Source organism: Vibrio sinaloensis DSM 21326, assembly GCF_000189275.1.
Classification (GTDB): Bacteria; Pseudomonadota; Gammaproteobacteria; order Enterobacterales; family Vibrionaceae; genus Vibrio; species Vibrio sinaloensis.
On sequence record NZ_AEVT01000076.1, the window covers coordinates 1 to 12,342 of the forward strand.

Sequence of the window (12,342 nt, forward strand, 5' to 3'; positions counted from 1 at the left end):
CGAATAATATTACAATGCTCTTGTACTTGAGGCGTAACAAATGACGTCAAATCTGTATCACAGGCAACGATTGCTCTTGTCATTTCACCATTACGAATTCGCTGAATATATGGCTCTAGAGCGGTACAGCCTCCCACCTCTTGAACTTCAACAGTTTGGTCAAAAAAACTTTTCAAATATAAAGTCCCAGAACGGGATGTCATCGACGCCTTCTACATAAACCATAACATCAACAGAATGAAACTCATTTATGATATTTTCAGCTTCTGCCGAATAGAAAAAATCATCATCCAACACGAATCATTTTCTCCATGTTGCAAATAGAGTCTCTATATTTTGCGGCGACCTCCGGTGAGTGCGTTGCAGCAACTACCTGGGCGTTTGGGTTTAGCCTTTTTATTGCGGGGATAATATTACGTTGCCAAGATATATGAAGTGATAACTCAGGTTCGTCTGTTAAAAATACAAATGGTTTGTTTCGTTGTAACAACGTTTCTATAAACAATATTAGAAGCTGTTTTTCACCAGATGAGAGAGCATCAAAGGCGATATCACCTAATTCGTTACTCACATTTAATTTACCACTTTTGAAATCGAACTCTTTATTTGTTATGAACTCTTTCAGTATATCAATGAATAGCGTAATAGGAGTAAATACGCGTGAAGTTTTTTTCTCTGCATCTAGAGACATCTGTATGATTTTTTGGGTATTTCTATATGCATCTAATGCCGTGAAATCAATTTTATCGAGTTCTGGTTGCTTATTGCTCATTTCTGACTCACGAATATGAGACATTGTTTCATCAACTTTATCAACGTGATGAGAGATTTTTTTGCGAACTTTAGCATCTATAGCATTTAGACGTAAAAATGCTGATGTTAGATTTTTTCTCTCTTTTTCCCTATCAAACTCTAGTGCAAATTTCTGGTTACTCTTACGATCTTTCGTATAAAGAATTGACGAAAGAACCTCTTTTTGTAAATCAGAGGCTATGATTCGTGCTTCTTGAGATAGTTCAAGTTGGAAAGTGGTTAAATTATGTAGTAGTTGGTTAAGGCGAAAATCTACTGGGTTAATTGAACGAGTTCCACTTCTATCGCGAACTTCCATTTCTTCACCGCTTCTCAACCTGTATACGGAGAGTGATGACAGGGACACCAAACTAGCTAGTTCATTTCTTAAATCCTCTGATTGTTCGATTGCCTTGCGTCTATGGTAAGCAGCATAGCGACGGTCTTCAGGCGATAGCAGTCGTACAGTGTATTTTTTACGTGAAATTTGGTATTCAAGTATCAATGCCGATACTGGACTTAGCTCCGTTATTCTAGCTTTGATGGTTTTACGTTTTTTTCCATTTCTAAGCTTTATTTCAATTGATTCAAAGTCGTACGAAGCGATTTCTTCAATACTTACGGCTAGTACTGATTGAAGTATATTCATGAAGGTGGTTTTACCTGTGCCGTTCTTACCTATGATTATATTAACGTACTTGATTAAAATCACTGCTGGCAGTAAATCGCTGCCAAAAGTTGTTGATCGTTACGCTCTCTAATTTGTACATTTTATCATCTACTATGAACACAATAACAGTGCTTATAATAGCATTAACGCTTTCGTTAATAGAACAATGCACCTAAAAAAAACCGAACTCAATCAAAGAGTTCGGCTTTTTATCCAGAATGGCGAGCAATTTGAAGGGTGCCCCGCTAACCATTATAGTTACACGAGAGTGTACCCACGGGGTCAAAGTACGAAGCAAATTTAGCAAGTGGTTTGATGGTGTGAAAAGCATCAATAATCAGGTTTTGAAGTGCCTCGAAATGAACCCTACCTACTCCAAACGTTGTTGCTTGGTTTCTACGACCAATACCCGCTCTCGCATTTCTCGAAACGCCGTGGTGAGCTCTCGATTGATTTTGTTTTGGCTGCGCATGTTCATCATCATAAGCGCGGCGAGCACCAGAAATTGAGGCGACACCCCCCAACTCGCTAAGGCGTTAATGAGGGCACTTTCCATCCAAGCCCCCTACCTTTTCGCTATCGCGGCTCGGCTTCCATTTGTCTGGAATGGCTTCCCAAACGCCAAGTGCGGCCGGTATTGCAAGACCAACAGCACCGCCAAAATTCACGCCTTGGCTTGTCACTTCGACACTGAACAAATGGCCGTAACCAGTAACGGCGGCGACCACGGAGCCAATGAGTGCGAGTCCTTTCATTGTTGAGCGTTCTAACATGATTTGTCCTTATGCTAAACGTACGCCCTGCATGGCGTCACTGTAGGAGTAATGGCGCCCAACTTCCATAATCGACATTGCATGAAGCACTTGTGCCAATAGCTCATCGTTACGTAAGTTAAGCGGTTGATTCACGTCGACGCCCACGCGCTTAGCGACAAATTGCGCGTAGTTCTTCGTGTTGTTTTCGTTTGGCGGCGCAAAGCGTCCTATCAACTCGGTCAGAGTGTCGAGATGGTAGAGCCGCTGATAATTGCGCAGTAAGATGGCGCCCGCTCGAAAGCCGTATTTGTGGTGCTTGTAGGTTTCAAACTCAGCATCGCGAGAGAATGAGCTTTCGCCCTGCCAATCGTTGCCTTTGCGAATGTTTAAGGGGTTGTTGTTTCGAATGCCGCGAACGGTTTGCTTAGTCATAAAGAAAAGCCAGCCTCCAAATATTAAGAAAATCAGTAGATACAAACGCATACGCTAGGCCGCCACATCGTAGAAATTAATGCTCAAACACTCACCACGATAGGCTTGTACCATGGCGCCATTTGGCAAATCTGAGGTCACGTTACACCGTACGGTTTTGTCTGGGTTGACGTGAAAATCGAAACCCATTGCTTGAGTGATAGCTCGGCTATTGGCGTCCACCACGCAATACAGATAGTGTTTTTCGGGTGCATATCGCGTTGGGTAGTCCGGTAGTTTGAACGAAATCGTTTTGCCCTCGGCTTGGTATTCGCTCACATGGAAAAAGCCATCTTGAGAGTCGCGCTCGGTGGCAGCGAGCTCTGGCACTTCACCTTCGCGCCCCCAATACACACCGGCGCCAGTCAGTAACGTGAATGCATTTTGCGCGTGTGTGGTTCGCTCTACAAAGAATGCGAAACGACGTTTAAACACATCGAACTCGCGACCAAAGTGCAGCCAGTCTTGAATGTGAGTAGTTGACGAAGATGGGTGAATGGTTTTCTCGCACATCACCTTAGTGGCGTTGCCCTGCTCATCGATTTCCACGACACCATAACGGAATGATTCGCGGCTCATGGCAAGGTCAAGGCGCACGTAACACCAAAGCGATTTGTCTTCATTGCCGTCATGGTGGATATAATGGCGCTCTGGCGGGTCAAAGACTTGAAAAACCACTTGGCGAGAGCCATTGCTTCGGCCAATCACCAAGCCACCCATAGCCTCATCAAAACTTGGTGCAGCACTTGTGAGGTTACTCGGCAAGCTGACTTTCATGTGACCATTGGCTACCATGCCCGCAGAATTGGGCATGATTTCCATTCCCCAAAACGGCGCGGCCGGCATGGCGAGTGTGCTGGCGGCATTGACGCCCTTTTTGCTGCGGTGCCCCATAACTAAAGCCCATGCGGTTGGGTAACGTTCGTGTACGCCGAGCATGGCGGCGTTTTTCAACAGGTTTTTGGGGCGTGTAGTTGCACTACCAGCGGGCGCATTGCTCACTTGCTCAATCAAAACGTCAATATCAATGCGCGCGTTTTCAATTGCTTCCGCTAGGTATTCCACCTTATTGCGTTCGCTGCCCGTTGGGAGATTGTTTTTAATCGTGCTCATGGTTATACCTCGATAAGATGAACGAAATCCGTATCCGCGCCCGACAAAGAGATCGCTTCTCGGCTTGTTAACTCGATTTTTTCACCGGCATCGAGCTCATACCCTGCATTGACGACCACGGCGCCGGTATTGGCGGCATCGGCTTTGATAATGATGCTGCGACGGTCGTTGTTGCGGGGAACATCGACAGGTAGCGCCACTTTCTGACTAGTGAGAAGGTTTGACGCCTGAATGCCAATCACTTGATTGGAAGCCATTCGCATCACTGGCATGGAGCTGATAGAGAGTTTTTGCCCCTCGGCCAGTGCAATTTCTGGCAACGCGTCGATAATGGCTTGGATTTGTTGACCAGCGGCCAATTGAACATCTGGCAGCGCTTGCACATTTACGCTTTGGTCGGGCGCCAATTCCACCGCCGGCAATTGGTCGACATTGACCGATTGTCCGTCTATGGGTGGCTGATGCTCACCCACGCCACTTTCCAGTTCCACCTTGCCCGTGGTGGTTAATAAAATGCGCCCCAAGCGACTACCTGTATACTTATACAGTGAGCGGTTAAATAGAGACAAAACCTCACCGGTGCGCTCAATTTGCAGCGTGATTTTTGTCTCGGCTCTAACGATGTAAAGCCATTCGGCGTCAAGGGTGACGGGGATAGTTTGCCCCTGTCCAAAGTCTAAAATCATCGACTCACCGCCTTATAAGTGACAAAGCCTAAAATCACGGCAATAGCGAGCATCACATACATATTCATGCGATTGCTTTCATTGGCGCCGCCGTCTTGTTTGAACTTGGCAAGCGCTTGTAAGGTTTCGAGGTTTTTCGTGTTTTGTGCCGCTTGATTGCCCGCGAGCCCTGCCAACATTTGCAAGTTTTCGCTGTTGCTTGAAGAGAACTCTTCCAATGCCTGATTGGCAAAGTCCGTCGTTTGCTCAATGGCCTGTTGACCAAGGGCAAAACTTTCTTCAACGGCGCCGTAATCCGTCGCGGTCACGTTAATGGTGGAGTTATTAACGCCGCTAATCGCCGTTCCTAAGTTATCCCCACTAATGGCGTTTTGGCCGCTGACGTTGGTTGTGGTTGTGCTGTTTTTGGAACTGGATTTACCGCCCATTGCTTACACCTTTATTTCCATGCGGGTCACATCGCCCCGCGTTTGCTCTTTGGTCTGCAAGCGGCGGCCAAGCCGAGCGACCAAAGGAAAATAGGTTTCTGCCGAAATGGATTGGAGCCCTGCGGCTTTGACGTGCGTTTTGAGCTCACGAATAGCGCCCACAACACCCACCCCGACCACGCCCCATAAGAAGTAGGAATGGCCGACAACTTCACCGGCCACGGTGACGTTGTAACCTTGACCTGTCAAACGGTACAAGCTGACGCGCCCCGCCCTGACTTCTTGCTTGAGAGTGTCGAAATCCTTGGGGCACGCTCGAAAGGCCACTTGTAATGTGTCGAGCGCACTCGCTCGGTCAGAAACCAATTCAATCATTTTTTGAGTATCACCACGGCAATGACTAAGACCACGCCAGCAATGAGCCAAGGGCTCACGCCCCCGCCCATATTGATGGCACCAATGGATTGACCGCTTTGGTTGCTGCTTGTTGCGGCTGATGGTCCCGCATCACCCGCCTTGATAGGCATTGAGCCGCTATTGGTCATTGGAATCATAAAATGCCCCCGCTGACTTTAAGGCCGACGAACACAACGAGCAGCAAAATCACAAGGCCGGTGAGGTATTTCGTACCGTTGCTCAAGGTGTAACCGCCCCACAGACCAAACCCGCCGGCGAGCAATGCAACTGGAATCAATGGCATTGTTCCCCCTTAGCGCTTTTTCGTGGCAAAGTAGACGGTGCCACACACCATCAAGAGACCGACACCAATCGCTGCATACGGGCCATAGCTGGGCGCGCTCGATTGGCGAACGACATCCCCGTTGGGCTGCTGATAGTCGTTGGATAACTCTCGGTGCGTGGTTGGGTTAGCTGACAGCGCCAATTGCTTTTGATAGTCGAGCATTTCAAGCGCGAAACCCCCGACAGTATCAACGGCACCACCAATTAACTCCCCACCGGTTTCCAGTAAGTCGTTAAAAAAGTCCATGACTTCCCCTTACGCTTTTGGTGCGATTTCGCCGACTTGCTCGATGGCTTCCACAATCACTGGCACGCTACCTTGGCTTGTCTTATCAAGCTCAAATTGCAGTTGTTTCAGCGCGTTGGTAGGCAAACGACCTTCGACACCAAAGCCAGTACGAACAAAATCAAGCGTGAACCAATCTTGGTTTTGCTCTAGACCGGCCACCGCTAAATCAAACGCGTTGTCGGCTTTCGCCACGTTGATTTCTTCGCGTTCGTCACGCATCACGCGCACACGTTCAATCGTGTTGTCTTTGAAGTGAATGCGCTTGATTGACAGAAACGGCGATCGCTCGGCAAAGTCGAAAGGCGTACGACCGGCCACGGCGGCATACCACGTTAACGAGTAAAGACGTGGCAAGTACACGCGGCGAGACTGCGCAGCCGTAGTATGGGCGCGAGCGCGAATCGATGGTGCTTGCGTGCCGGCATCTTTGGCTTTCAGTTGGATGTACACCATCCAAATCTCGCCTTGCAGTGTCACAAGCTCACCGGTGCGCACACCGGCTTTCGTGCGCAGCGTTAAATCAGAAAATGGCACGACATAACGCCCTTTTTCCGTGAACTGTTTGCGGTGCTCTTGGAAGTCCACCAAGTCTTGACCGCTCAGGCCGATGATCTCTTTGCCGTTCAGTTTCAGCGTTACGCGCTCAATGTCTGCGGGGTCTAGAATATCGGTAACGAGCTCAAGGTTTTGATACGTTGGACCAGACACAAGGCGCAAGGTGGCTTGGTTGCCCCAATTGACGCCCTCCACTGGGTCAAGCTCGCGTGGACGCGGGTTAAAAGGTGTGCTCATCATTTCCATTAGAACCAACCTTTGTCGCCGCTCACGACTTCTTTCACGCTTGAGAGTGCAGATACATTGTTGATTGTCGCTACAAGTGCGATGGTCAGCCCAGCTGTGACTAACATAGGAACTAAGGTACTTTTATTTAGCTTCATATACGCTTTCCGTTACATGGTTGTATAAATGTTCACCAGTAAGTGTTAGCGTTATTGTTCAACGTTTAAATGGTGTTGAACCTATTAGGTTAAGCGGTATACCTAATAGGCTTTATGGAAAATTAAATCAGTAATATGAGGGAATAAAATGAGTACAACTGAGAAAGCGCCTATTCCTAATGAGCATGAAGTACAGCTAATGTGTAGTGACATATTTATCGTAAAACAACGCTCAAAAATACCACCATATGACGTTAATACCCACTATTTTAAGTGGATAGACATTCGTGCTGAAGGTCGTTATTTCAAAGCTAACTCTCATACGTTTAAAGCTATATCTATCACGCGACCAATGTATTTATATGATGATGAGAAAACGACTGAAACTAGACGTTTGAGCTATGTAACAGGCGAGTATGTTCAAACGTTTGGTAAAAATGACTCAGGTAATGATTCTGATAATGTAAACGTGTTCGTGGAAGTGTTTACAGGTGAAGAGGCGGCATGGGTAGACGACCCATTCAAATAAAATAACTGCCTCATGTGAGGCAGATAACCTCACCTTTCTTTACATCCCCAATTTGGTCACTAAAGAGCAGATACTCAGCAATGCCATTGTTGGATTGCGCCGTCTTTAAAGCTGATATTTGGGTCACATCATAGGCTTTTTGCTTGCTGATGTACTCCGCGTCGGCCATCGATGCCAGACCGCCCACCCACCAATACGGCGATTGACTAATGACCGTCTTGGGCACTTCTTGGGTGCGCTGAAACATCGAGTGCAGCACAAGGCCAAACTGACGACCACCGCGCCACAGCTCGCCCGCCTTGCCTTTGAGCTTGCCGGTGGTTTCGGCAATGGTGCCCAACTCTTCAATGGCAACATGCAGCAAAGGCTTGTTGCCATCCCCGCAGCTCCACACAATCGCAGCGAACGTTTCCAAATTTTCCATGGTGGCGTCTTTGACCAGCGCCAACTTGAAGCCTCTTTTGTGCTTTCGTGCTGCGACCAAGGCGCGAGCAAAGGCGCCAAACTCGGTGAACGTTTGCACGTTTTGCCCTTGAAACTTCTTGCCCGAGTAATTTTGGTACGGGTCAAAAAAGACTGCCTGGCTTCCTTTGGGGATTAGGCCGAGCTTTTTCACGGCGGTGGTTTTGCCCCCGCCCGTCGTGGCGATGTACACGACGTGCTTTGGCGGGTGCGCTTGGTTGCTGTTGACCGGCATGGGCAGCCTAAGCGGCGGCTTTTTGCTCTTGCTCATCGTTGGCCGCCTCCTTTGCTTTTTCTGCAATGATGGCCGCTTGCTCAGCTTGCAGTCGTTTCACGGCATTAAGGCTTGAATACCCCAGACCAACGGCGGCAACGCCAAACATGATTTCTTCTTTGTAGTTCTCAAACCATGCCAGCCATGTAAGACCGTACTTTTCAATCAATGGACCACTGGCGGTCAAGAATTTCTCTTTGGCTTCGGCGTCAAACTGAAAATCGACACCGGCCGCCGATGAAATGTATTGCTGTGACATAAACATGCCCATTTCAACCATCGCTACCGCCGCGCCAGCGTCCAATTGTGGCTCGTCAATCTCGGATTGCTCTGGTTGCTCGGTGGTTTCTGGCTCGCCACGTTCGGCTGCGTCAATATGGTCTAAATCGTTTAGCCCTTGCGCGTAATCTTGGCTCAGTTCGTCGTGTTCGGTTTCAAGCGGTGTATTGTCTGTGCTATCCATTGGCGGATTGTCCTTTTTTGTTGAGTAAGAAAAAGAGTGTGATGAGTGCGAGCAGCCCGAAAAAGTAAGGCTTAGCCGCTGCAAGCCTTGTGTTGATTGGTTTAGGCGGCTCAGTGGTTGCCGGCTTTGGCGGCGCAATAACGGGCTTATCTTGCGTGACAGGGTGACGTTTCTCACCTTGGTGGTCATTGGTTTCAAGCGGCTTGAGCTCGGCTTTGTCGGTTTTCATATTGGTTTGAATGAACTGCTGAAAGCTCTCACCCTTGCCTTGCTGAAAGCCACAACACGGACAGTTGTAATACAACCGGCCGGTATTGCGCTTATTCTTTGGCGGGGTGCCCTCGGTGACTATCTTGTGCTCACCCACCGCATGAACCGTTGCCACGGCGCCACAATCGGGCATGTGACAACGGATATAACCTTTGATTGGGTTTTTACTTGCCATTGAGCGCCCCTTCTAGCTGCGCCTCAAGCTCTTGGATTCGGTCATTGGTGAGCCGCATCCAGACGAGGAACAGGCGAAGCGGCGCCATTAATTTGCTTGCGAACGGGTTCAGAGAATGCGCTTTGACTTCCTTTTCAAGCTGCTCGGTGATTTGTTGTGCTTTTTCCACGGTGTATTGATTCCTTATGTCCAACTGAGTGATAAAAATTCCATTCGCAAGCAAGGTATAAACAGGTTAAGTAACCACAAGCCCGCCATTTCTAAGTGAGACGGTGGCGTGTTGGTCTATTTGTATTTTGGCGCCACTTTGCAGCGGCTTAATAAGGCATTTCACCCCTTGAATGCTCCATCCGGTGAGCTCGGTCAGTGCCTGACTTAGTGAGGGGTTACAGTTATTTTCAGTGCTCCAAGTGGAGCCGCTCCGCGTCTCTAAAGCGCGCTTTAAATCTTTCGTCTTAACTAACTGAAAAGTATCGCTACAGGTTTCAATAACTTCAGAAAGCCAAGTGAAACCAATCACTTTCGAGACCACTTCACCGTATTGGTTTTTCTTGGTTTCGTATTCCAATTTGGCGTCGTGTGCCAATTGGCAAAACAGCGACCACTTGGACGAGTCCGCCGCTTGGCGCAGCGCTTCCAACTTTTCATCGTGTGCGGTTTGCTCCGAGGTCGCTCGGCGCAGACTTCGCCACAACGACACCGGCTCGCCGCCAAACTGCTGAAACTGACGAATGCCATGAACCGACGCCCAAGCGCGCACCTTAAAGGCGTTTTCTTCGGCTTTGCTCTCTGGCATGTGCTTCCCGTTGATGTTTTTCGACACATACTTGGCGATGTACGCCGTGGCGCCGCCCTTGCTTGGGTCGGCTTCTTTTACATCAAAACGCGGCGTTACATCTGAGCCCAATTCGGCTCTATCTTCGTGTGTTGCTTCCTCTTGGAGGATACGCACTACGTCGGCCTTAACCTTGTGAGAGCAAAACAAAAAGTAGTGGCTGTGACTGGTTGCGTCTTTGTGAGGCTCGGCCACACGAAAACCAAAGTAATCAATATCGCGTTTGGCCAATCGCGCTCGGCCAACCGCCCACTTAGCCATGAGGGCTTTGTGACCTTCTTTGACACTGGCGCCATTCCAATGCGGCGAATTGCGGTGGTATTTACTCGGCAACGTCCACGTAATGAACAGCGCGGTGTAACCGAGTTCTTCGGCCAACTCTTCAAAGCCGCGAGAGCGTACCATCATTTCAATGCGGCGGTTTTCAGGGTTGGCGACGGTGCGGCTCGCCACGTCTTCGAGTTTGAAGTGCTCGCCCGTTTCGGTATTGAGCACCGACATGGCCGCCATGTATTGCTTGGATTCGTGCTGTTTACGCGTCCAGTTCTGAAATGACACCTCGGACACATAACGGCTTTGGTGCCCTTTATCGCCGACGCGACAAAGCGCAATTTGAGAGTATTCGATATATTGAGCGCGCAGCCTAAGCAAGCGGCGCTCAAGCCATTGCTCGGCTTGCATCTTGAGCACAGCAATGGTTAGCTGCTCTTCCAACACCTCGCGCTTTTTCTGGCTAAAGTCGACCACTGGCGCAAGCACATAGATTTCGCTCAGTTTCTTGGCTTGAGTGCGGTACACCCAAACCAAAGCGCCAAGAAAATCACTAAACTGACTCGCGTCGACATTCTGCAAAATGGCGGCGAGTTCATCAGCGTAGTTGCTAGCCAGCTTCTTAATGGCATCTTCACGCATTAATATGTTGTGGGATAGCGGTTCTGGTTTGGCATGGTTGCGGCTATCGACAAAAGGGTATTTGTCCTCAATGTACGCCGCACACTTTAAGCCAAACTTAACCGCTTCATCTGCGGCTTTCGCTAGGTTTTGATTGGTGGCATTGGCTCGCTTGGTTCGGCTTTCCACTTTGCGCTTAACATCGTTGCGCACAATGGCGGGAAGCCTTGGGAAAAATCGTTTAGAGAAGCTGCTTTGAAAGATGGCTTGCGTTGCTTGGGTTTTGTCAGCCATCCGTTCAAGCGTTTCTTGCACTTCCTTTGCATTCATAGAATCGCCCTCGCGTTAAAGATTCAGCGCCCTATTCGGGCGCGTCCTCTTGCTTGCGGATTCTGTCTGAAACAAGTGCGTTGTTTCGTTGGATGGCTCGATATAACCGGTAAGCGCCCAAAGGCCCTTTTGAAGCCGAGAAAAACTCATAGCTGCACAGTGTGCTCAGTCCGTCTTCTAAAGCCTGTTTGCGTTCAAAATCATAAAAACGGGTTTGGTCGATTTGCTCTGTAAGTTTCAGCGTTTCAGATACACCGATGTTTTCAACGGCAAAATTGTAGGCCGTTGCAATGGCGCTAACCTTATTTAAGCGACGCGCAGCCCTAAGTGTTTGATAAATGTCTTTCATGCTAACGTTGCTCATGCGTCACCCCCTTGACGAAAACGTGAGGGAATGTGTGTTTGCGTTGGGCTCGATTTGAGCTCACGCACTCGCTCTAAGCAGCGCTTTACCCATTTGAGGGAGTTTTGAGTCAGTTCAGGGCTTGGGTTTACGCACCCTGCCATATCTGGACAGGGCAAATGAATTGGATTCGTTACATTTGTCATTTCAGCCTCCGCAAGCTGTTTCTTTTTTGAACATGGAGACAGTAATGCAATTATTTTAGGCGTTCAAATCACTTGAACTACTGTAATGACCTTATAAATACACTACAATTTAACAAGTTTGGACAATTATCGAACAGGCACGGATGAACTTTACAAACGAACTTTTAGACCAAGTAAAAGCTAAGTATGAGTTGCCCTCTGACTACAAGTTGGCACAAAAACTTGGCGTTGGTCGTAGCCGTTTGAGTAATTGGAGAAATGGTACGTGCTCGATGGATTGGGATATAGCGTTTCAGATTGCAGATTTGCTTGGCGCTGACGACCAAAATGTAGTGTACGGTTTAATCCAAGACAAGTACAAAAACCCTCGCCTAATCAACGCTTTAACTAGTTAGAACCCCTCTGATTTTATATTTACCCGCATATACATAATGCGCACTTAGCTATAGCTTCGCTAGGGCTGCCAATCCACATAGCCAGTCCACCGCAAACCATTGATATTCTTGTAAACCGCGCCCGTTAAACTTTTTTGCAATGCTTTCCCACATCGCTTTAATGTTCGGATTATCGTTGTGATCAGCGTGACAACCTAATAAAGCTATCTCTGGGTCTAAACCTGCGCCAGTCGCAAGAAAACTTCCTCTTCTCATACACATAACTACCAGACTTTCAAACTTTGCA

General features: G+C 48.2%; 22 protein-coding genes and 1 pseudogene. 2 read left to right on the top strand and 21 right to left on the bottom strand.

Going from position 1 to position 12,342, the window contains the following annotated elements; genetic code table 11:
* Window positions 1–286 precede the first annotated feature (286 nt).
* The 13 genes from RH45_RS13685 to RH45_RS23570 all read right to left on the bottom strand — a co-directional run bounded on the left by RH45_RS13685 (window position 287) and on the right by RH45_RS23570 (window position 6,883).
* Complete coding sequence (locus tag RH45_RS13685) at window positions 287–1,441, bottom strand: AAA family ATPase (RefSeq protein ID WP_241211647.1); 1,155 nt, start codon at window positions 1,439–1,441, stop codon at window positions 287–289.
* Between the two features lie 391 nt (window positions 1,442–1,832).
* Window positions 1,833–2,018 (bottom strand): hypothetical protein, encoded by a 186-nt coding sequence (locus tag RH45_RS13690; RefSeq protein WP_008078097.1) that lies wholly within the window; start codon window positions 2,016–2,018, stop codon window positions 1,833–1,835.
* A complete protein-coding gene (locus tag RH45_RS13695; RefSeq protein WP_008078099.1) occupies window positions 1,999–2,235 on the bottom strand; it encodes a hypothetical protein in 237 nt (78 codons plus the stop codon). The genes RH45_RS13690 and RH45_RS13695 overlap by 20 nt, the downstream gene beginning before the upstream one ends.
* A gap of 9 nt (window positions 2,236–2,244) precedes the next feature.
* Window positions 2,245–2,700, bottom strand: coding sequence for a hypothetical protein (locus RH45_RS13700; protein ID WP_008078100.1), 456 nt, complete (start codon window positions 2,698–2,700; stop codon window positions 2,245–2,247).
* A gap of 3 nt (window positions 2,701–2,703) precedes the next feature.
* Window positions 2,704–3,801, bottom strand: coding sequence for a hypothetical protein (locus RH45_RS13705; protein ID WP_008078103.1), 1,098 nt, complete (start codon window positions 3,799–3,801; stop codon window positions 2,704–2,706).
* 2 nt (window positions 3,802–3,803) lie between these two features.
* Window positions 3,804–4,487 carry a hypothetical protein gene (locus tag RH45_RS13710; protein WP_008078107.1) on the bottom strand — a complete coding sequence of 228 codons (684 nt, stop codon included), beginning with the start codon at window positions 4,485–4,487 and terminating at the stop codon, window positions 3,804–3,806.
* Window positions 4,484–4,915 (bottom strand): hypothetical protein, encoded by a 432-nt coding sequence (locus RH45_RS13715; protein ID WP_008078108.1) that lies wholly within the window; start codon window positions 4,913–4,915, stop codon window positions 4,484–4,486. The genes RH45_RS13710 and RH45_RS13715 overlap by 4 nt, the downstream gene beginning before the upstream one ends.
* 3 nt (window positions 4,916–4,918) lie before the next feature.
* On the bottom strand, window positions 4,919–5,290 hold the full coding sequence (locus RH45_RS13720) for a hypothetical protein (protein WP_008078109.1): 372 nt from the start codon (window positions 5,288–5,290) through the stop codon (window positions 4,919–4,921).
* Window positions 5,287–5,469: a hypothetical protein gene (locus RH45_RS13725; protein ID WP_008078110.1), complete on the bottom strand. Its 183-nt coding sequence runs from the start codon at window positions 5,467–5,469 to the stop codon at window positions 5,287–5,289. Before RH45_RS13725 ends, RH45_RS13720 begins: the two co-directional genes overlap by 4 nt.
* Entirely contained in the window at window positions 5,466–5,615 is a 150-nt protein-coding gene (locus tag RH45_RS23450) for a hypothetical protein (protein WP_008078111.1), read from the bottom strand. Before RH45_RS23450 ends, RH45_RS13725 begins: the two co-directional genes overlap by 4 nt.
* Window positions 5,616–5,624: 9 nt before the next feature.
* Window positions 5,625–5,903 (bottom strand): hypothetical protein, encoded by a 279-nt coding sequence (locus tag RH45_RS13730; protein WP_008078112.1) that lies wholly within the window; start codon window positions 5,901–5,903, stop codon window positions 5,625–5,627.
* A gap of 9 nt (window positions 5,904–5,912) precedes the next feature.
* A complete protein-coding gene (locus RH45_RS13735; protein ID WP_008078113.1) occupies window positions 5,913–6,746 on the bottom strand; it encodes a major capsid protein P2 in 834 nt (277 codons plus the stop codon).
* Window positions 6,746–6,883 (bottom strand): hypothetical protein, encoded by a 138-nt coding sequence (locus tag RH45_RS23570; protein ID WP_008078114.1) that lies wholly within the window; start codon window positions 6,881–6,883, stop codon window positions 6,746–6,748. The genes RH45_RS13735 and RH45_RS23570 overlap by 1 nt, the downstream gene beginning before the upstream one ends.
* Before the next feature lie 148 nt (window positions 6,884–7,031).
* Here RH45_RS23570 and RH45_RS13745 point away from each other — a divergent pair, with 148 nt between their 5' ends.
* Window positions 7,032–7,412, top strand: coding sequence for a hypothetical protein (locus RH45_RS13745; RefSeq protein ID WP_008078115.1), 381 nt, complete (start codon window positions 7,032–7,034; stop codon window positions 7,410–7,412).
* A 10-nt stretch (window positions 7,413–7,422) separates the two neighbouring features.
* On the opposite strand, the gene RH45_RS13750 is transcribed toward RH45_RS13745, so the two are convergent.
* From RH45_RS13750 to RH45_RS22970, 7 genes are all read right to left on the bottom strand, one after another.
* The gene (locus RH45_RS13750; RefSeq protein ID WP_039958662.1) at window positions 7,423–8,145 is read right to left on the bottom strand and encodes a hypothetical protein; all 723 of its coding nucleotides are present in this window, start codon (window positions 8,143–8,145) and stop codon (window positions 7,423–7,425) included.
* On the bottom strand, window positions 8,117–8,611 hold the full coding sequence (locus RH45_RS13755) for a hypothetical protein (protein ID WP_008078117.1): 495 nt from the start codon (window positions 8,609–8,611) through the stop codon (window positions 8,117–8,119). The genes RH45_RS13750 and RH45_RS13755 overlap by 29 nt, the downstream gene beginning before the upstream one ends.
* Window positions 8,604–9,056: a hypothetical protein gene (locus RH45_RS13760; protein ID WP_008078118.1), complete on the bottom strand. Its 453-nt coding sequence runs from the start codon at window positions 9,054–9,056 to the stop codon at window positions 8,604–8,606. Before RH45_RS13760 ends, RH45_RS13755 begins: the two co-directional genes overlap by 8 nt.
* Window positions 9,046–9,225: a hypothetical protein gene (locus RH45_RS13765; RefSeq protein WP_008078119.1), complete on the bottom strand. Its 180-nt coding sequence runs from the start codon at window positions 9,223–9,225 to the stop codon at window positions 9,046–9,048. Before RH45_RS13765 ends, RH45_RS13760 begins: the two co-directional genes overlap by 11 nt.
* Window positions 9,226–9,291: 66 nt before the next feature.
* Window positions 9,292–11,112: a replication endonuclease gene (locus tag RH45_RS13770; protein ID WP_008078120.1), complete on the bottom strand. Its 1,821-nt coding sequence runs from the start codon at window positions 11,110–11,112 to the stop codon at window positions 9,292–9,294.
* Window positions 11,113–11,143: 31 nt separating this feature from the next.
* Entirely contained in the window at window positions 11,144–11,476 is a 333-nt protein-coding gene (locus RH45_RS13775; protein WP_008078121.1) for a hypothetical protein, read from the bottom strand.
* Entirely contained in the window at window positions 11,473–11,661 is a 189-nt protein-coding gene (locus tag RH45_RS22970; RefSeq protein WP_071986186.1) for a hypothetical protein, read from the bottom strand. The genes RH45_RS13775 and RH45_RS22970 overlap by 4 nt, the downstream gene beginning before the upstream one ends.
* A 143-nt stretch (window positions 11,662–11,804) precedes the next feature.
* Here RH45_RS22970 and RH45_RS13780 point away from each other — a divergent pair, with 143 nt between their 5' ends.
* Window positions 11,805–12,056, top strand: coding sequence for a helix-turn-helix domain-containing protein (locus RH45_RS13780; RefSeq protein ID WP_008078123.1), 252 nt, complete (start codon window positions 11,805–11,807; stop codon window positions 12,054–12,056).
* A gap of 19 nt (window positions 12,057–12,075) precedes the next feature.
* Here the strand turns inward: RH45_RS13780 and RH45_RS13785 are convergent.
* Window positions 12,076–12,296 (bottom strand): annotated as a pseudogene (locus tag RH45_RS13785) (DUF3693 domain-containing protein); the annotation flags it as partial.
* Window positions 12,297–12,342 lie beyond the last annotated feature (46 nt).